Origin of the sequence: Arthrobacter sp. zg-Y1143 (assembly GCF_030125565.1) — a bacterium.
GTDB lineage: Bacteria > Actinomycetota > Actinomycetes > Actinomycetales > Micrococcaceae > Arthrobacter_B.
Genome location: NZ_JASKLW010000004.1, coordinates 223,275 through 242,346 on the forward strand (window position 1 = coordinate 223,275; position 19,072 = coordinate 242,346).

At 67.3% G+C, this 19,072-nt stretch carries 16 protein-coding genes; 13 read left to right on the forward strand and 3 right to left on the reverse strand.

The window, feature by feature from the left end:
- Positions 1–83 precede the first annotated feature (83 nt).
- The 10 genes from QNN98_RS05170 (at position 84) to QNN98_RS05215 (ending at position 14,490) form a co-directional block, all read left to right on the forward strand.
- Entirely contained in the window at positions 84–2,138 is a 2,055-nt protein-coding gene (locus QNN98_RS05170; RefSeq protein ID WP_283996435.1) for an acyltransferase family protein, read from the forward strand.
- Positions 2,139–2,221: 83 nt separating this feature from the next.
- Entirely contained in the window at positions 2,222–3,742 is a 1,521-nt protein-coding gene (gene guaB, locus QNN98_RS05175; RefSeq protein ID WP_227912871.1) for an IMP dehydrogenase, read from the forward strand.
- 93 nt (positions 3,743–3,835) lie between these two features.
- Positions 3,836–4,975: a GuaB3 family IMP dehydrogenase-related protein gene (locus QNN98_RS05180; RefSeq protein WP_227912872.1), complete on the forward strand. Its 1,140-nt coding sequence runs from the start codon at positions 3,836–3,838 to the stop codon at positions 4,973–4,975.
- 64 nt (positions 4,976–5,039) lie between these two features.
- Positions 5,040–6,764 carry a glycerol-3-phosphate dehydrogenase/oxidase gene (locus QNN98_RS05185; RefSeq protein ID WP_283996436.1) on the forward strand — a complete coding sequence of 575 codons (1,725 nt, stop codon included), beginning with the start codon at positions 5,040–5,042 and terminating at the stop codon, positions 6,762–6,764.
- Positions 6,765–6,779: 15 nt separating this feature from the next.
- Positions 6,780–7,274, forward strand: coding sequence for a PTS sugar transporter subunit IIA (locus tag QNN98_RS05190; protein ID WP_227912873.1), 495 nt, complete (start codon positions 6,780–6,782; stop codon positions 7,272–7,274).
- Between the two features lie 54 nt (positions 7,275–7,328).
- Positions 7,329–8,138: an SURF1 family protein gene (locus QNN98_RS05195; RefSeq protein WP_227912874.1), complete on the forward strand. Its 810-nt coding sequence runs from the start codon at positions 7,329–7,331 to the stop codon at positions 8,136–8,138.
- Entirely contained in the window at positions 8,135–8,554 is a 420-nt protein-coding gene (locus QNN98_RS05200; protein WP_227912877.1) for a DUF3817 domain-containing protein, read from the forward strand. Before QNN98_RS05195 ends, QNN98_RS05200 begins: the two co-directional genes overlap by 4 nt.
- Before the next feature lie 82 nt (positions 8,555–8,636).
- Positions 8,637–10,226, forward strand: coding sequence for a glutamine-hydrolyzing GMP synthase (guaA, locus tag QNN98_RS05205; RefSeq protein WP_227912878.1), 1,590 nt, complete (start codon positions 8,637–8,639; stop codon positions 10,224–10,226).
- Between the two features lie 192 nt (positions 10,227–10,418).
- Positions 10,419–14,264, forward strand: a complete 3,846-nt coding sequence (locus tag QNN98_RS05210; protein ID WP_502864584.1) for an AAA family ATPase — start codon at positions 10,419–10,421, stop codon at positions 14,262–14,264.
- A 4-nt stretch (positions 14,265–14,268) separates the two neighbouring features.
- Positions 14,269–14,490 (forward strand): hypothetical protein, encoded by a 222-nt coding sequence (locus tag QNN98_RS05215; RefSeq protein WP_283996438.1) that lies wholly within the window; start codon positions 14,269–14,271, stop codon positions 14,488–14,490.
- Positions 14,491–14,511: 21 nt separating this feature from the next.
- Here the strand turns inward: QNN98_RS05215 and QNN98_RS05220 are convergent, their stop codons facing one another.
- The 3 genes from QNN98_RS05220 to QNN98_RS05230 form a co-directional block, all read right to left on the reverse strand.
- Positions 14,512–15,297: an SAF domain-containing protein gene (locus QNN98_RS05220; protein WP_283996439.1), complete on the reverse strand. Its 786-nt coding sequence runs from the start codon at positions 15,295–15,297 to the stop codon at positions 14,512–14,514.
- A 107-nt stretch (positions 15,298–15,404) separates the two neighbouring features.
- The gene (locus QNN98_RS05225; protein WP_227912884.1) at positions 15,405–15,692 is read right to left on the reverse strand and encodes an FmdB family zinc ribbon protein; all 288 of its coding nucleotides are present in this window, start codon (positions 15,690–15,692) and stop codon (positions 15,405–15,407) included.
- Between the two features lie 51 nt (positions 15,693–15,743).
- Positions 15,744–16,346, reverse strand: coding sequence for a 5-formyltetrahydrofolate cyclo-ligase (locus tag QNN98_RS05230; protein ID WP_227925060.1), 603 nt, complete (start codon positions 16,344–16,346; stop codon positions 15,744–15,746).
- A gap of 67 nt (positions 16,347–16,413) precedes the next feature.
- Between QNN98_RS05230 and galU the strand changes: the two genes are divergently transcribed.
- The 3 genes from galU (at position 16,414) to QNN98_RS05245 (ending at position 19,055) form a co-directional block, all read left to right on the forward strand.
- Positions 16,414–17,319 carry a UTP--glucose-1-phosphate uridylyltransferase GalU gene (gene galU, locus QNN98_RS05235; protein WP_227912886.1) on the forward strand — a complete coding sequence of 302 codons (906 nt, stop codon included), beginning with the start codon at positions 16,414–16,416 and terminating at the stop codon, positions 17,317–17,319.
- Between the two features lie 8 nt (positions 17,320–17,327).
- A complete protein-coding gene (locus QNN98_RS05240) occupies positions 17,328–17,945 on the forward strand; it encodes a GNAT family N-acetyltransferase (RefSeq protein ID WP_283996440.1) in 618 nt (205 codons plus the stop codon).
- Between the two features lie 81 nt (positions 17,946–18,026).
- Positions 18,027–19,055 carry a hypothetical protein gene (locus QNN98_RS05245; RefSeq protein WP_283996441.1) on the forward strand — a complete coding sequence of 343 codons (1,029 nt, stop codon included), beginning with the start codon at positions 18,027–18,029 and terminating at the stop codon, positions 19,053–19,055.
- Positions 19,056–19,072 lie beyond the last annotated feature (17 nt).

A 19,072-nucleotide genomic window follows, 5' to 3' on the forward strand; every position in this document is an offset into this window, starting at 1 on the left:
CTTGCGCTGTCCGGGCTGCGGGGCCGGGCTTACGCAGCGGGTAAACTCTTCCGGTTATATGTTCCAGAACAGAAGGGCAGCGGGTGCCGGACACACACCAGCAGGAGCGGCGCTACCGGCCCGAAGTGCAGGGCCTGCGCGCCCTCGCCGTGGTGCTGGTGATGGTTTACCACGTGTGGCTGGACCGGGTTTCCGGCGGCGTGGATATTTTCCTGCTCCTGTCCGCGTTCCTGCTCACCGGGTCCTTTGTACGGAAGATGGAAGCCGGCCGGCCGCTGGCGCTGGGCCGGTATTGGCTGCACCTGTTTCCCCGGCTGCTGCCCTCCGCCGCGGCAGTGCTGCTGGCCGTGCTGGCTGCGGCCCGCGTCCTGCTGCCGGCCAGCGACTGGACGGGCGTGTTCCGGCAGGCCTGGTCCTCACTGTTTTATGTGCAGAACTGGACCCTTGCCCACGGCTCGGTGGATTACTACGCCCGCGACCACAGCAGCGCCAGCCCGCTCCAGCACTTCTGGTCACTGTCGGTCCAAGGCCAGGTGTTCATCCTCTGGCCCCTGCTCTTTGCCCTGGCTGCCGGGGCCGCGGCGGCCTTCGGATGGCGCTTCCGCCCGGTACTGCTGGCAGTGTTCGGCACGGTCTTTACCCTCTCCCTGGCCTTTTCCGTCCGCGAAACTGCCGTGAACCAGGCCTACGCCTACTTCGACACCCGCACCCGCCTGTGGGAGTTCGCACTGGGTTCGCTGCTGGCCCTGGCACTGCCGTACCTCAACCTGCCGCGCCTGCTCCGGATTATTATGGGCTGGGTCGGCCTGGCTGCCATGCTCAGCTGCGGCGTGCTGCTCCAGGTCCAGCAGCAGTTCCCCGGATATATTGCCCTCTGGCCCCTGCTGGCCGCCGCCATGATCATTGTGGCGGGGCAGACCGGCAGCAGGGCGGGGGTGGACCGTTTCCTTGCCGCACCGCCCCTGGTGAAGCTGGGCAACAGCTCCTACGGCCTGTACCTGTGGCATTGGCCGGTCCTGGTGTTCTGGCTGGTGTATTCCGGGCAGGATTCCGCCGGGCCGGTAGACGGTGCACTGGTCATCGCAGCGTCCCTGGTCCTGGCCGTGCTCAGTACCCGGTTCGTGGAAGCGCCCGTGCGGTCCTTGTCCTGGAGCGGAGCCGGACGATGGCGTTCCGCCGTCGTAATTGCCGCCCTGCTGGCCGTGGTGGCTGCACCCCTGGCCGGCTGGCAGCGGCAGGTGCACGGGACTCAGATCAAGGTCATGAGCCAGGGCGTGGCGGAAAACCCGGGTGCCCTGGCCCTGGATCCGGCCTTCGTGGAGTCCGTGCCGGCTGAAGCCGTGCTCAAACCGGCCGTGAGCAGCATCGGCAGTGAATGGGCGGACTTCGACGGCGCCTGCGCGCCGGAGTACGCGCCTGCCGATCCGCTGTTGGGCAAGTGCCTGGAAATCGGGTCGCCGGAGGGCGCCGAGCGCACCATCGTGGTCCTCGGGGACTCGCATGCCCAGCAGTGGATGGCCGCGATGGGTCCTGTGGCCCGGACGAACTCGTGGCACCTGATCGCCGTGCTCAAGCCCGGCTGCCGCTACGGCGGCGACGTGCCGGAGCGCAGTGCCGAATGCAATTCCTTTAATGCCGCCGCCGCACGGTACGTGCTGGAAAGAACTCCCGACGCCGTGTTTACGGTGGCATCGCTCACACGCGAAAGCTCGCCGGAGGAGGTCCTGGTCCCGGGTTACGACGACGGCGTGCGGCCTTTCGCCGAGGCGGGGATCGGCGTTATCGCCCTGCGCGACAACCCCCGTTTCGACTACGACATGGTCCAGTGCCTGGAAAGCAACGAGCTGGATCCGGCGAGCTGCAGCATGCCGCGCAGCCGGGTCCTGGCCCCGGTTTCCCCGCTTGAGGGCTTATCCGAGCGGATTCCGGGGACAGCTGTGGTGGATATGAGCGACCGGCTGTGCACGGAGGGGGAGTGCCCGGGCATCGTGGGCAACATGCTCGTGTACATGGACCACGACCATCTGGGCAAGACCTACCTGGAGACCACCGCGCGGGTCCTTTCCCAGCGGATACTGGCGACCACCGGCTGGGATGGTGAACCCGTTCCGGCCGAAGGTTACCAACCCGTGGAATAGGGGCACGGGCGCTTTCGTTTTAGGATAGGTACAGGCTACATCGGGCCTTTTCCTTCCTCTCATTCCCCGAAAGAGGCGCAGCTTTGAGTCAGCAGTACCCAGAACATGATCCGTTCGGCTTCGTCGGCCTGACGTACGACGACGTCCTCCTGCTGCCCGGCCCGACGGATGTTATCCCCTCCGAAGCAGACACCAGCTCGCGGCTGTCCAAGCGCATCACCGTGCAGACCCCGCTGCTTTCGGCCGCCATGGACACGGTGACCGAGTCCCGCATGGCCATCGCAATGGCCCGCCAGGGCGGCCTCGGCGTCATCCACCGCAACCTTTCCATCGCTGACCAGGCCGAGCACGTGGACCGCGTCAAGCGCAGCGAATCGGGCATGATCACCAACCCGGTCACCATTTCCCCCGGCGCCACCCTGCGCGACCTCGATGACCTGTGCGCACACTTCCGCGTTTCCGGCCTGCCGGTTGTCGACGAGGAAAACACGCTGCTGGGCATTGTGACCAACCGCGACACCCGGTTCATTCCGGTCTCCGAGTACCCCAACCGCAAGGTCGAAGAAGTAATGACGCGGATGCCGCTCATCACCGGCCGGGTGGGGATCAGCGCCGAGGAAACCGTGGAGCTGCTCGGCAAGAACCGCATCGAGAAGCTGCCGCTGGTGGACGACGACGGCAAGCTGCAGGGCCTGATCACCGTCAAGGACTTCGACAAGGCGGAGCAGTACCCGCTGGCCACCAAGGACGATGAAGGACGGCTGCGCGTGGGCGCCGCCATCGGGTTCTTCGGCGACGGGTACGAGCGTGCCATGTCCATGGTGGAGGCCGGCGTCGACATCCTCGTGGTGGACACCGCCAACGGCCACAGCGCCGGTGTGCTGGAAATGATCGCCCGCCTGAAGAAGGATCCGGCCGCGGCACACGTGGACATCATCGGCGGCCAGGCGGCCACCCGCGAAGGCGCCCAGGCACTGATTGACGCCGGTGCCGACGCCATCAAGGTGGGTGTGGGCCCCGGCTCCATCTGCACCACCCGCGTGGTGGCCGGCGTCGGGGTACCCCAGATCACCGCCATCTACGAAGCGTCCAAGGCGGCCATTCCCGCCGGCGTGCCGCTGATCGCCGACGGCGGCCTGCAGTACTCCGGCGACATCGGCAAGGCCATTGTGGCCGGCGCCGACACCGTTATGCTCGGCGGCCTGCTCGCCGGTTCTGCCGAAAGCCCGGGTGACCTGGTGTTCGTCAACGGCAAGCAGTTCAAGTCCTACCGCGGCATGGGCTCCCTGGGTGCCATGCAGTCCCGGGGCAAGAACACCTCCTACTCCAAGGACCGCTACTTCCAGGCCGACGTCCCCAGCGACGAAAAGCTGATCCCGGAAGGCATCGAGGGCCAGGTGCCCTACCGCGGGCCGCTCTCGGCCGTGGCCCACCAGCTGGTGGGCGGCCTGCGCCAGACCATGTTCTACACCGGCGCACGCACCATCCCCGAACTGAAGGCCAAGGGCAAGTTCGTCCGGATCACCCCGGCCGGCCTGAAGGAATCCCACCCGCACGACATCATGATGACTGTCGAGGCACCGAACTACGGTTCACGCCGCTAACCGGTTTCCGGCCAAGGGCAGCTCCTGCGCACTGCGCGGCGGCTGCCCTTGGTGTTTAAGCCTCCCGTCACACACTGGGATAACCTAGGGAGTGTGAGTAACGAGATTGAAATTGGCCGTGGCAAGCAAGGGCGCAGAGCCTACTCCCTGGATGACGTGGCAATTGTGCCCTCGCGGCGTACCCGTGATCCGCAGGACGTCTCGATCAACTGGCAGATAGACGCCTACCAGTTCGAGATGCCGGTCATCGGCGCGCCCATGGACTCGGTCATGTCCCCGGCCTCCGCCATTGCGCTGGGCAAGCTGGGCGGCCTGGGTGTGCTGAACCTCGAAGGCCTGTGGACCCGGTACGAAGATCCGCAGCCGCTGCTGGACGAAATTGCCGAGCTCAGCCGCGACAACTTCAATCCCGCCGCCACCGCCCGCCTGCAGGAAATCTACGACGCTCCCATCCGCGCCGAGCTGATCAGTTCCCGGCTGGCCGAGATGCGCGACGCCGGCGTGACGGTTGCCGGTTCGCTCACCCCGCAGCGCACCCAGGAGTTCTACAAGACGGTCCTGGCTGCCGGCGTCGACGTTTTCGTCATCCGCGGCACCACCGTTTCGGCCGAGCACGTGTCCAAGAACGTGGAACCGCTGAACCTGAAGCAGTTCATCTACGAACTCGATGTCCCCGTAATTGTCGGCGGCGCTGCCGGCTACACCCCGGCCCTGCACCTGATGCGCACCGGCGCCGCCGGCGTGCTGGTCGGCTTCGGCGGCGGAGCCACCACCACCACCCGCCGCGCCCTGGGCATCCACGCCCCCATGGCTACGGCCATCTCCGACATTGCCGAAGCGCGCCGGGACTACATGGATGAGTCCGGCGGCCGGTACGTGCACGTCATTGCCGACGGCGGCATGGGCACCAGCGGCGACATCATCAAGGCCTTCGCCATGGGCGCCGACGCGGTAATGCTCGGTTCCGCGCTGGCCCGCGCCGAAGAGGCGCCGGGGCAGGGCTGGCACTGGGGCCAGGAAGCCCACCACAGCGAGCTGCCGCGCGGCGACAGGGTCCGGCTGGACACCGTGGGACCGCTTCGGGAAGTCCTGTGGGGCCCCTCCCACCACACCAACGGCACCTCGAACCTGATGGGCGCGCTGCGCCGGGCCATGGCGACCACCGGGTATTCGGACCTCAAGGCGTTCCAGCGTATTGAGGTGTTGGTTTCGCCGTACCAGTACAACCTGTAATAACCGCCGCTCATTGCCTAGAGTGGACGCAGCTACGGCAGGACCCTAGAGAGGAACCTTGACCATGTCTGCAGACGCCCTGAGCCCCGAGTACCGGATTGATGCGATGGACCGGCTGCGGTCCACCGCGCAACCCGGAAATGAACTGGACATCCTGATTGTGGGCGGCGGCGTCGTGGGCGCCGGAGCAGCCCTAGACGCCGTAACGCGGGGCTTGAAGGTGGGCATGGTGGAGGCCCGTGACTGGGCGTCGGGAACATCGTCACGGTCCTCCAAACTCATCCACGGCGGCCTGCGCTACCTGGAAATGCTGGACTTCGCCCTCGTGCAGGAGGCACTGAAGGAGCGCGGCCTGCTGCTCCAGCGGATCGCCCCGCACCTGGTGAAGCCCGTGGCGTTCCTGTATCCGCTCACCAAGCGGGTCATCGAGCGGCCCTACGTGGGTGCAGGCATCTTCCTCTACGACACCATGGGCATGACCTCCGGCAATTCCCGGGGCGTGCCCATGCAGAAGCACCTGACCCGCAAGCAGACCCTGCGCATGGCCCCGAGCCTGAAGGATGACGCGATGGTGGGTGCCATCCGCTACTACGACGGGCAGGTGGACGATGCCCGGTACGTGGCCAACATGGTCCGGACCGCGGCGCATTACGGGGCAGCCGTGGTCAACCGCCTGGCCGTGGTCGAGTTCCTGCGCGAGGGGGAGCGGGTGGTTGGCGCCCGCGTCCGCGACCAGGAGACCGGTGCCGAGTTCGATATTGCCGCCAGCCAGGTGGTCAACGCCACCGGTGTATGGACGGACGAAACCCAGGCCCTGGTCACCGACCGCGGCCAGCTGAAGGTCCGGGCCTCCAAGGGGGTGCACCTGGTGGTCCCCAAGGACCGCATCCAGTCCACCGTGGGCATGATCCTGCGGACCGAGAAGTCGGTGCTGTTCGTCATCCCGTGGGGACGGCACTGGATCATCGGCACCACCGACACTGACTGGAACCTGGACAAGGCCCATCCCGCGGCTACCTCGGCGGACATCGACTACATCCTTGAGCATGTGAACCTGGTGCTGAAGACGCCGCTGGGGCGCGCGGATGTGGAGGGGGTCTATGCCGGGCTCCGGCCGCTGCTGGCCGGCGAGAATGACTCCACGGCCAAGCTGTCCCGCGAGCACGTGGTGGCCCACCCCGTGCCCGGCCTGGTGGTGGTGGCCGGCGGAAAATGGACCACCTACCGCGTGATGGCCAAGGACGCCGTTGACGAGGCCGCCCGGGCGCTGGACGAAAAGGTGCCCGAAAGCTGCACCCAGACCATCCCGCTGCTGGGAGCGGTGGGCTACGCGGCGGCCTGGAACCGGCGGCACCGCACCGCCGACGAGTACGGGGTGCACGTAGCCCGGGTTGAACACCTGCTCAACCGGTACGGCTCCATGGCCTACGACGTGCTGGACCTGATCCGCGAGGATCCGGCCCTGGCCGAACCGCTGCCCGGCGCCGACGACTACCTGCGCGCCGAGGTCGTCTACGCCACCACGCATGAGGGCGCCCGGCATGTGGAGGACGTCCTGGCCCGCCGCACACGCATCTCCATTGAGACCTGGGACCGCGGGGTGTCCGCTGCGCCGGTGGCCGCCGAGCTGATGGCTCCGCTGCTGGGCTGGGACGTGGCCCGGGCCGAAAGCGAAGTGGCGCATTACGCGGCCCGGGTGGAGGCTGAACGGCTCAGCCAGGAACAGCCCGACGACAAGAGTGCCGACGCCGCCCGCCTGGCCGCTGAAGACATTGCCCCCAGGATCTAGGCGGAATCGGAAACCTTGGCTGAAGAACTTTCACTGAACGAAGCGGGGGCGGTGCTCACCGAACCTGCGCTGGTGATCCTGGAAATGGAGGCAGCGGACCGGTACGACGCCGCGGCGCAGCTGGCGGCGCGGCTCTACGACACCGGGCGGATCAGTAACCTGGAGGGCTTCCTGGAGCAGGTGCGTGCCCGGGAACACCAGATGGCCACCGGGCTGCCCGGCGGGATCGGGCTGCCCCACGCCCGCAGCGAGTACGTCCGCGAGACATCCATCGCCGTGGGCATAGCCCGGTACGGGCACAGCGTGGATTTCGGTGCCGCCGACGGCCCGGCAACTGTGATCTTGCTCATCGCCACACCTTCTGCGTCCTTCTCCCAGCACCTGGAAGTGCTGGCCACCATTGCGCGGTCCCTGTTCCGGCCCGCCTTCAGGGATTCCCTGCGCCGGGCCAACGATGCCGAGGTTATTGCGGAACTGATCAATTCCTCCCTGGTGTTCTTCGACCACTAGGCACCAGCCAAACGCCATTGGGTTTTCTACAGCCGGACGAAGTACCGTTAACGCGTGCTCAAAACTGCCCTGCAGCCGCGCTGGATAGCCGGCCTGCTCTTTGCCCTAGCAATCTCGACGGTCTTTGTGCTGTTGAGCCAATGGCAGTTCTCCAGCGCCGAACCGGAGGAGTCCACCGGCCCCCGGGCCACCGAAGACGTCCGCCCGCTGACCGAAGCCTTCACCCCCGGCAAACCGATCTTCGAATCCGAAGCCGACCAGATGGTCTCCTTCACCGGGCATTTTGAACCGGAAAAATCCGTCCTCGTGGAGCAGCGGCTCCAGGACGGACAGGAGGGCTACTGGGTGGTCACCGCCTTCAAGGTCGACGGTGCTCCGGCCGGCGAAGTGATCCCCGTGGTCCGCGGCTGGGTACAGGACCCCGACGACGCCGAGCCGGCCCCGGCCGGTGACGCCGCCGTCGTCGGCCGCCTGCTGCCCACCGAGGCCCCGGTGGCCAAGACCCCCGCAGAGGGCCGTGTTCCATCGCTGTCCACCGCCGAGCTGATCAACCTGTGGGACACCCCGTCGTATTCGGCGTTCGTGACCGCGCATGAGCTCACGGTCGACGGCGTGGCACCGGAGACGGGCAGCATGCAGCCCGTGCAGGTTCAAGCCCAGCCGGAGGAAACCCCGGTCAACTGGCTGAATATTTTCTACGCCCTGGAATGGATTGTTTTCGCCGGTTTCTCCGTGTTCCTGTGGTGGCGGCTGGTGGCCGACGACTACCGGCGCAGCCTTGAGGACGACGAATACGAAGACGAGTATGACGACGACGATGCAGAACCCGAAGCCGACCACCCCAGCAGTGAGGTAACCAAGTGAGCGAATCCGCAGGCACCGCCAAAGCAACCCCGAAGAAAAAGAAGCGCCGGTTCGGGGGTACGCACGCCCAGATCCGCTCCGCCCTGGGGTTCTACAAGGTCTTTGCCTACGTCACCGGCGTGCTGCTGCTGGCCCTGGTGGTAGAGATGGTTGCCAAGTACGGCTTCAATACCGAAATCATTGTGGGCGGGGTCAACCTGTCCATCGGCGTGCTGATCCTGCACGGCTGGATGTACGTGGTTTACCTGCTTTCGGACTTCCGGCTGTGGCAGCTGATGCGCTGGCCGTTCTCCAAGTTCATCCTCATCGCCCTCGGCGGCGTTGTGCCGTTCCTCTCCTTTATTGTCGAGGGACGCGTCCACAAGCAGGTCCTGGCCGAGCTCGACGCCCATCCTGAAGCGGCCAAGCGGTACTAAGCGGACCTGCCGGCCAGCGGATGCAGCAAAGCGTCCGCCGGCCGGTGTGCATGCCCGGCGGCGGGCCGACTATCCTTGAAACGTGACTAATCCCGCGACTGACCCCATTGAAGAGCGGCCCGTCCTTGTTGTGGACTACGGAGCACAGTACGCCCAGTTGATTGCCCGCCGGGTGCGCGAAGCCGACGTCTACTCCGAGGTGGTTCCCCACACCTACACCACCGAGCAGCTGCTGGCGAAGAACCCGGCTGCCATCATCCTTTCCGGCGGCCCCTCCAGCGTTTACGCCGAAGGCGCCCCGACCGTGCACACCGACCTGTTCGAAGCCGGCGTGCCCGTATTCGGCATCTGCTACGGTTTCCAGGCCATGGCTGCCGCCCTGGGCGGCAAGGTGGCCAAGACCGGCCTGCGCGAGTACGGCTCCACCGATGCCCGCGCCGTCGGCGGTGCCCGGTCCATCCTCGAGGGGACCCCCGAGGAGCAGAACACGTGGATGAGCCACGGCGACAGCGTCCAGGAAGCCCCGGAAGGCTTCGACGTTCTAGCCAGCACTGCCGGAGCACCGGTGGCGGCCTTCGCGAATGAGGAAAAGGGCCTCTACGGCGTGCAGTGGCACCCCGAGGTCAAGCACTCCGCCCACGGCCAGACCGTGCTGGAGAACTTCCTCTTCAAGGGCGCCAAGCTGGACCGCAGCTGGACCACGGGCAACATCGTGGAAGAGCAGGTTGCCCGCATCCGCGCCCAGGTCGGCACTTCCCGGGTTATCTGCGGACTCTCCGGCGGCGTCGACTCCGCTGTAGCCGCCGCCCTGGTCCAGCGCGCCGTCGGCGACCAGCTGACCTGTGTCTTCGTGGACCACGGGCTGCTGCGTGAAGGCGAAGCCGAGCAGGTGGAACGCGATTTCGTGGCCGCCACCGGCGTCAACCTGTATGTGGCCAACGAGCAGGAGCGCTTCCTGAGCGCACTTGCCGGGGTGTCGGATCCGGAGACGAAGCGCAAGATCATCGGCCGCGAGTTCATCCGGGCCTTCGAAGAAGCCGAGCGGGCCATCATGGCCAAGGCCGAAGCCGAGGGCGAGCCCATCCGCTTCCTGGTCCAGGGCACCCTGTACCCCGACGTCGTCGAGTCCGGCGGCGGTGAAGGCGCAGCCAACATCAAGAGCCACCACAACGTGGGCGGGCTGCCCGAGGACATGAAGTTCGAACTCGTGGAGCCCCTGCGGGCGCTGTTCAAGGACGAAGTCCGCGCCGTGGGTGCCGAGCTCGGCCTGCCCGCCGAAATCGTGGGACGCCAGCCGTTCCCCGGCCCCGGCCTGGGTATCCGCATTGTCGGCGAGGTCACCAAGGAACGCCTGGACCTGCTCCGCCGTGCCGACGCCATTGCCCGCGCCGAGCTGACCGCTGCCGGCCTGGACAACGAGGTGTGGCAGATGCCGGTGGTCCTGCTCGCCGACGTACGCAGCGTGGGCGTGCAGGGCGACGGCCGGACCTACGGCCACCCCATCGTCCTGCGCCCGGTCTCGAGCGAAGACGCAATGACAGCCGACTGGTCACGCCTGCCGTACGACCTGCTGGCACGTATTTCCAACCGCATCACCAACGAGGTGGACGGAATCAACCGCGTAGTGCTGGATGTCACGTCCAAGCCACCGGGAACAATCGAGTGGGAATAGCGTAAAAAGCTGGGGACGGCCATTTTGGCCGTCCCCAGCTTCGTATCCGGTGCTGCCCGGTACCGTTCCCGGTGTTGGCCCCTCTGTTTGTCCCCCGCGTTGCTATGTTCGGGAAACCGTGCCCGACGCGATAGTTTTGAACGTATGCCAATTTGGTCGAAAACGCGCGGAAGTGCAGAAAAGAGGGCACTAGTGTCTGAGCAGAATACCGGGGAGAATCCCTCGGACTTCCTGCTGCCGTGGCTGGGACAATTGGGACAGCACGCCGGAACGGACACTTTGCTGCATTTCACCCCCTCAGCCGCGAACAGCATCGACCTGACGCACGCGCATCCCTCCGGCCTGGCCCAGCTGCTGGCCGGCCGCCGCACCCGCCTGTCCACGCTGCTGCGGGACCCGGATCAGTACGGTGCCGCCATGAAGGCCGGGCGCCTGCTTCGCGCCAAGATTTACGAGCTGGGCACCGACCGCGGCATCGACGTTGGGTACATGGCCGCCGGTACCGCCTCCTGGCGGTACGCCTCGGACGAGGCACTGCGCCCCGAGTCGCTCACCGCGCCGGTGCTGCTGACCCCCGTGGCCCTGACCATCCATGCCTCCCAGGATGACTACGAACTCCAGCTGACCGAAAAGGCAGCACTGAACCCCGCGCTGGTACGCCACCTGCAGCAGGAACAGGGCCTGGACATCGACGTCGACGCCCTGACCCGCCTGGCCTACGGCACCGCCCGCTTCGATCCGCACCCGGTGCTGGAACGGCTCCGTGCCGTCACCGGCAGCGTCCGCGGCATCAACATCGAGCACCGGCTGCTGGTATCCACCTTCGCCGACCTGGCGGACCTCGCCGAGGACCCGGCGCTGGACCCCGCGCACCCGATCCTCCGCGCGCTGATCGACGCCGCCCGCGACGGTTCTGCCGCGCCGGCCTCCGCCCGGCCGCTGGACCTGCCGCCGCTGGACGACCGCGACCCCGCAGACGAACTGCTGATCCTCGACGCGGACCGGCAGCAGCAGGAAGTCCTGGACCTGGTCAATGCCGGGCAGTCCCTGGTGGTCTCGGCTCCGGCCGGCACCGGGCAGACCCAAACGGCCCTGAACGCCGTCGCGGCCCTGGCCAACGCGGGCAAGTCAGTGCTCGTGGTTGCCGAACGCCGCGGCACCCTGAACCAGTTCGTGTCCGAACTCGATGCCCTGCAGCTGGGCTCCCTGGTCCTGCAGGTCAACGCAGGCCTCACCCAGCAGCAGCTCAAGGACCAGCTGATCCGGGCCATCGTGCGCAACGAGAAAGCCCAGGCCCCGGAAGTAGCGGGCCTGCACAAGGTCCTGCTCGAAAACCGGCACCAATTGCGGGACCACGTCAAGTCCCTGCACAACGTGCGCCGCCGCTGGGGCTGCTCGCCGTACCAGGCCATGCAGTCCCTGGCGGAGCTGACCAGCATGAGCCCCGCGCCGGCCACCACCGTCCGGCTCAAGCGGAGCGTGCTGGACAGCATCACGGACCGCACTGAGCTGACCGGACGCCTGCGCCGGTCCGCCGAACTGGGCAGTTTCAGCCGCGCGGCCACCACCAGCCCCTGGTACGGTGCCAAGCTGCTCAACCGCAAGGAAACCGAAGAAGCCTACGCGCTGACCCAAACCCTTGCCACGGACCTGCCCGCCCTGCGCGCGAAGGTCCAAGACGTAGCCGAGCACTCCGAAATCCGTTTGGGCGAAACCTTCGCACAGTGGGGCGAACAGCTGGAACTGCTGGTCGCCGTGCGCGAAAGCCTGGACAAGTTCACGCCGGATATTTTCGACCGCCCGGTCACCGACCTGATTTCCGCCACCGCCTCTTCTTCCTGGCGGCGCGAGCGCGGAATCGACATGAGCTCGATGACCCGTTCCCGCCTGCGCCGGGTGGCCAAGGAATATGTGCGTCCCGGCGTCCACATCTCGGACCTGCACGCGTCCCTGACCGAAGTGCAGCAGCAGCGGGCCACCTGGACCCGGTACGCCACCACCCAGCGCCACCCCTCGGTACCCACCGGCCTGGCGGAGATCAACCGGTCCTACGTGTTGGTCAAGAACCAGCTGGACACCCTGACCGGGATCCTGGCCGAGACGCCGCTGCACCCTGACCTGGCTTCCCTGCAGCTGGATGAGCTGGAGAAACAGCTCAGCGAGCTGGCAGGGGACCGCCAAACACTGGAAACGCTGCCCGAGCGCACCCTGCTGCTGGATGAAATGCGGGCCCAGGGCCTGGGCGAACTGCTGGATGACCTGGCCGAACGGCAGGTCCAGCCCAAGCACGTGGGTTATGAACTGGAACTGGCCTGGTGGCAGTCCGCGCTGGAAGCCATGATCAGCGGTGATGATTACCTGGCCATGTCCGACGGCAACAGCCTGCGCCGCCTGGAAGCGGAATACCGGCTCGCGGACAACGCCCACATCGCCTCTGGCAGTGCCCGCCTGCGCTGGAGCCTGGCCTCACGCTGGCGTTCCGGCGTCGACCGCTCCGCGGGAGCTGCCAACCAGCTGCGCGAGCTGATCAAGGACGGCGAGCTGTCCCTGGACAGCCTCTGCGAGCAGTCCGAGGAACTCGTCTCGGCCCTGCTGCCCGTGTGGGCTGCCAGCCCCCTGGTGCTGCCGATGGTCCTGCCCGAGGACCGGCGCTTCGACACGGTGGTCCTGCTGGATGCCGAGTCCACCAGCCTGCAGTCCGCGGTGCCCGCCCTGGCCCGCGCCTCCCAGGTCATTGCCTTCGGCGACAGCTGGCTGGGCGGACCGCGGCCGTTCACCATTGGTGTGGAACCGGCCGGGGCGCCGCTGCAGCACGTTGAACTGCTCAGTGCGTTTGACGCACTGGAGCGTGTGCTGCCCACCCGAACCCTGTCCACTGTGTACCGGGGGACTGACAAGGCGCTGCTGCGCCAGCTCAGCGACTCCTTCTATGACGGCCGGCTCTCCATGGTGCCGAGCGCTGAAGAGGTCACCAGCGGCCACCGTTCCCTGTCCGTGGAATACCTGGCCGACGGTACCGGCATGCCCAGTGCCGACCATGAGGGTGTGGAAAGCGTGGCGGCCGAGGTCAACCGCGTGGTCGACCTGGTCTTTGAACACATCCGCCGCCGCCCGCACCACTCCCTGGGTGTTATCACGGCCAGCCCGCGCCATGCCGTCCGGGTAGCCGAGGCCATCCGTGTACAAATGGCCAACTTCCCCTGGGCAGCTGACTTCTTCACCGCCAAAACCGAGTCCTTCCGGGTGGTTCCGGTGGACCGGGCCGTGGGAATGGTGCGCGACTGCGTGATCTTCTCCCTGGGCTTCGGCCGCACCCCGCACGGCCGTGCGCTGCACAACTTCGGCCCCCTCTCGGCACCGGACGGACGCAAGAAATTCGTCACGGCCATGACCCGCGCCCGCTACAAGCAGCATGTACTCACCTGCTTCCAGCCGGCGGACCTGGACCGGACCCGGCTGGGATACGGAGCGCTGGACTTCTACGAACTGATCAAACGCGAACTGGAGCCGGAAACGGCCAAGGCCGTGGAAGGACCGGCAACCGGTGGCATCATGGAAGAGGACCCGCTGGTCGCGGACCTGGTCGAGCGCCTGCGCGGACGGGGCGCCAAGGTGTGGGACCACTACGACGGCGCCATCGACATTGTCGCGGCCGCGCCCCTGACCGGAGACTCGGCCAGCATGTCGGTTCCGCTGGCTATTGAGTCCGACGGCACGGACCGGTACCGGGCCATGTCCGTCCGGGAACGCAGCCGCCTGCGTCCGCAGCTGCTGGAGCGCCGCGGTTGGCGGTACATGCCGTTGTGGACCATTGAGGTCTTCAGCGATCCGTCGGCCTGCGCCGACTTGGTCGGCCGCTACCTGGGGCTGCCCGAAACGGACCATGCGGCACCGCAGCCGGTGAACCGCGGAGCGGCGGCCGGCAGCACCGGCACGCAGCCGGGCGGCAGCGCCACCGTCACGGTGACCCCGCACGGCAGCAGCCGGATGCGCGATCGGAGGGCCGGATCCCTTCCGGAGAGCACGCAAGGAGAATGAAGCAGTGATGAAGCACCAGGAGCCGCACGGTTCCGGTGACGGCAACGAGCAGCCGTCGCCGGAGCATGCGGCACCGCGCCGGCGCGGCAACCGCCGTGCAGGATCGATCGGGCCAACAGGGCTGGTTCCGGTCAAGGCCAAGGAGGACGATCCCAGGGTGTGGGGCGACGGTCCGGAGGACCGTGACTCCTGGCTGCTGGAGCAGCGGCCGCCGCACTGGGGCTGACTCCCTTCCGCCCGCGGGGGGCTACCCTCCCGTGAGGACCAGGTATATCCCGCGGGTTCCGGATGCCGCAGTAAGCCGGGCCGCGTCCTCATGGTTGGCGGCAACCACCACCAGGCCTTCGCCGGCGCTTGCCGTCCAGTCGCCGGATGCGGAGCCGGCACCGGGGAAACCTGCCCCGGGGGAGGCGCCGGAGACCCACAGCACCGGAACCGCCGTAGCAAGAACCACAGCGCCGTCCTGCGCGGCACTGTCCTGCGCTGCCGCGCCCGCGCTGTAGTCCGCCTCGCCGGACGCCGCCACCACGGTGACCAGTTGACCCGGCCCCAGCAGGCCGAGCACCGAAGGATCAGCCGGGCGAAGGGGGACGGCAACCGTGCCGGGTGGTGCCCCTGCCAGCAGTCCCGAACCGGCGAGCGAGATTTCAGTAACGGGACTGCCCCGTAACAGCGGCGTGGCCAGGCGCCGCCCCACCAGCGGTTCGAGAGTGTCATGGGCGCCGGGCGGAACAGTTTCGGAGGGGATGCTGGCAGTTGCCAGTGATCCGGCCTCCAGCACCGCGCCGGCCGGCAGGTCCCGGGCGGCACGGACCACCACGGTCCGCTCCGCGTCCGGCGGAATCAGTGCCTGGATCGCAATGCCGGCAGCAGCGCAGCAGGCCAGGGCAGCCAACAGCCTGCGGCGGCGCGCGACGAAGCGGCGCAGGCGTCGTCGTCGGCTGTGTGGATGCACGCCCAAGGCGCGGTCGCCGGTGAAAAGAGACGGGGCGGAACCTGGGGGGCCGGGAACAATCCGGCGTCGAAAAGGCATGCCGCCACGCTAGGCGCGGTGCGGCCCTCCAAAGGCGCCGGGGGAGCGGCGGGGTGGCGGCGATGCCCGCCCGCGGAGGGAAGGCCTGCTGTGGAGGCGGGGTCGGCCTAGGCGGGGGAGGAGGTTGCCGCGGCGGAAGAAGTGCCGCTTTCGGCCTTGGCGGCCGGCGCCGGGCCGGCGTCGGCCTTGGCAGGTGCAGCCGGGACGGAGGAAGCTGCGTCGCGGGAATCGGTGCGGTAGAAACCGGATCCCTTAAAAACAACTCCAACGCTGTTGAATTTCTTGCGAAGACGGCCGCCGCATTCGGGGCAGACCGTCAGGGAATCTTCGCTGAAGGACTGCTGGATATCGAACGAATGGGAGCAGTCCTTGCAGGCGTAGGCGTACGTGGGCACTCTGTAATCCTCCTTGGCACTCTATGGCCTTGAGTGCTAAGTATACATGCGTTAAACCGGTACTTTCCGCCAAGCAGCAGGGGTCAGCACAGCGTCCACGGCCGCATCCAGGGGGGTTGTTTCAAAGGTACCGGCAGGGACGAATTCCTGCTCGAAGACCACGGCCACCGCGGGTGCTGCGTTGCCGTCGGCCCGCAGCTGCGCCAGGAACCGGTCGTAATAGCCGCCGCCCTTTCCCATCCGGCCCCCGGCCTCATCGGCGGCAAGTGCGGGAACAAACACCAGGTCGAGGCCGGGCAGATCGGCGGCCGCGTAGCGGGGTCCGGCCGGTTCCATCAGGTTCGGATAGATCCCGGGCACCATGTCGATACCGGGTGTCCAAGAGCACCACGACAACTGGCGGCCGGGTTCGCAGACCGGCGCCACCACGTGGAAGCCGGCCCCGTGCAGGGACGGCAGCAGCAGGCCGGTTCCCGGTTCGGTGCCAACGGAGAGGTAGCAGGCGACCGTAGCGCCGGCGGGCAGCAGCTCGCAGACGCCGTCCAAGCCCCGGACGGCGAGGCCACGGGCCGCTGCGGTCCGCTCGGCATCCGTCAGCCCACGGCGGTTCTGCAGGAATTCCTGCCGTGCCTGGTCCTTTGTCAGTTGGCGCATAAGGCCTATTGTCCCAATAGCACGCTTATTTGGTGCAACCTGAGCACACTTGGGTAGTCTTACGACTATGACGACGTCGCGCCCCACCATAACCAAAGCCGTAATCCCCGCCGCTGGTCTCGGTACCCGCTTCCTGCCCGCCACCAAGGCAATGCCGAAGGAAATGCTCCCGGTGGTGGACAAGCCCGCCATCCAGTACGTGGTTGAAGAAGCCGTTAACGCGGGCATGTCGGACATCCTGATGATCACCGGACGGAACAAGCGCTCGCTCGAGGACCACTTCGACCGCGTGCCGTTCATCGAGAAGACCCTGGAAGACAAGGGCGACTTCGACAAGCTCGCAATGGTGCGTGCAGCGTCGGAGCTCGGCGAGATCCACTACCTCCGCCAGGGCGACCCGAAGGGACTGGGCCACGCCGTGCTGCGCGCAAAGCTGCACGTGGGCGACGAGCCCTTCGCGGTCCTGCTGGGCGATGACCTCATTGACGCCCGGGACGAGCTGCTCGAACAGATGGTGGCCGTCCAGGCCAAGACCGGCGGGTCGGTGATTGCCCTGATCGAGGTCGACCCCGAGCAGATCAGTGCCTACGGCTGCGCCGACATCACCGTAGTGGAAGGCGAGGACTACGTCCGCGTCAACGAGCTTGTCGAAAAGCCAGACGCCGCTGACGCCCCGTCCAACCTGGCCGTGATCGGCCGGTATGTGCTGCACCCCTCCGTCTTCGAGGTCCTGGAGCAGACCGGCCCGGGCCGCGGCGGGGAGATCCAGTTGACCGACGCACTGCAGACCCTTGCCTCCGCCGAGGGAGAAGGCGCGGGTGTATACGGTGTGGTCTTCCGTGGACGCCGCTACGACACCGGCGACAAGATGAGCTACCTCAAGGCCGTGGTGACCCTGGCCTCCGAGCGTGAGGACCTGGGCCCCGGACTCCGCGAGTGGCTCAAGGACTTCACCGGTACGTTCGAAGCCTAGAACCCGCGATGCAGGGTCCTGCGTGGCCGGTGAGGCTGGAGAGCGACGACGTTGTGCTCCGGCCGATCCGGCACCGCGACCGGCGTGAATGGACTGACGTCCGTGCACGCAATTCAGCGTGGGTCGGTCCCTGGGAAGCGACCAATCCCGTACCGGGCGGCGAACCGCCCACCTATGGGGAGATGGTGCGCAGCCTCAATAGGCAGGCGCGGCAGGACTCCGCGCTGCCGTTCGTGATTACCGAGCGGCAGGATCCTGCCCGCGCTCCGGCTATCGTGGGGCAGTTGACGGTCTCCAGCATTGTGTGGGGATCCGCGCGGATGGCTACGCTGGGCTACTGGGTGGACCAGGCGCGTGCCGGCCGCGGCATTGTCCCCACCGCCGTCGCCCTGGCCACTGATTACTGCTTCTCCGCACTGGGCCTGCACCGGATGGAAATCAATATCCGGCCCGAGAACCGGCCCAGCCTGCGGGTGGTGGAAAAACTCGGTTTCCGTGATGAGGGAATGCGCCTGCGCTACCTGCACATCGACGGAGAATGGACCGACCACCGCAGTTTTGCCCTGACCGCGGAGGAAGTGCCGGAGGGGCTCTTGAACCGGTGGAATGCCCGCCGGCACAGTTAGGCAACTTTTTTCACACCGGACACGCCGACACACCGCACTGAATGCGGGGGCCGGTGCCCGGGAGCTTCTACCGTCGTAGATGTGGACTTCCCTCTTAACAGCTCCCTGAACAGCTCTTTGGCGCTGGCACTTGCCGTGGCGCTGTGGCTGTTCTGGGTGGGTCCCTATTTCTTCCGGCGACCAGCCGCCGAATCGCTGGCGGCTGGATTCTCCGCCGCCGCCGTCACCACCGTCCGACCGCCCGCCTCGCCGGGCACAGGGTTCCAGGGGAACATCATGAATACCAGCAGCCACACACCCAGCGGGGGCGGGTTCCCACACGGCCGGGAGCCGGGAACGACGGCGCGTCCGACGTCGGCGGCGCCCCTGCGGATCCGGACCGGCAGGACCGTCCTGGCGGCTGTCGGGTTCATTGCGCTGCTGGCCATTCCCTTGGGTGCGGTCCTCGCAGCCGTCACCTCGGTTTCCTGGCTGCTGCCGGTGGCCGGGCTTGCCGTAACGGCAGTGGTGGTGTCCGCCCTGCGTTCGCTCGCGCTGCGGGACCGCCGCCGCCGGATGGAGAACGCCTTCCGTGCCGCCATGGGTCCGTTGCCGCAGAACCGTGCAGCCGTTCAGGACAGCAGCGCCGACGGTGCAGCAGTTGGTACCGCCGCCCGGGCAGTACCAGCCGAACCACAGAAAGAAACCGTCCTCTTCGACCGTGAATCCGCCGCTTCCCCTCACACCGGTGCTTCCACGGAAACGGGCGTTTCGACCGAAATGGACACCGCCCCGGGCGCCGAAGCAGCTCCCGCCGCCGCAGCACCGACAGCTCCTGCCCCGTTCACTGCGGAGGAACTGCGCGCGGAGGCCCTGAAGGTGGCCGCTGCGGCTCAGCCGGTCAAGCCCGGCACCAGCCCGTGGCAGCCGGTGGAGGTTCCCAAGCCGATCTACGTGGACGCGCCCAAGGCTGAACGCCGCGCGCCCGAACCCATTGCCCTGCCCGAGCCCCCGCGTCCCCTCACGAAGACTCCGCTGCGCCCGGGCGCTGTCCCGGCTCCGGCCGCCCAGGAACGGCCGGAAACCGGCAAAATCAACCTCGACGACGTTCTGCAGCGCCGGCGGGCCTAGCGCCGCACGCGGCCCAG

What these genes read in the sequence shown, in the direction of transcription:
- QNN98_RS05185 (WP_283996436.1), top strand. Translation starts at nt 5,040, where the DNA reads ATGTCTGCAGACGCCCTGAGCCCCGAGTACCGGATTGATGCGATGGAC.
- QNN98_RS05220 (WP_283996439.1), bottom strand. Translation starts at nt 15,297, where the DNA reads ATGCCTTTTCGACGCCGGATTGTTCCCGGCCCCCCAGGTTCCGCCCCG.
- QNN98_RS05230 (WP_227925060.1), bottom strand. Translation starts at nt 16,346, where the DNA reads ATGCGCCAACTGACAAAGGACCAGGCACGGCAGGAATTCCTGCAGAAC.
- galU (WP_227912886.1), top strand. Translation starts at nt 16,414, where the DNA reads ATGACGACGTCGCGCCCCACCATAACCAAAGCCGTAATCCCCGCCGCT.
- QNN98_RS05240 (WP_283996440.1), top strand. Translation starts at nt 17,328, where the DNA reads ATGCAGGGTCCTGCGTGGCCGGTGAGGCTGGAGAGCGACGACGTTGTG.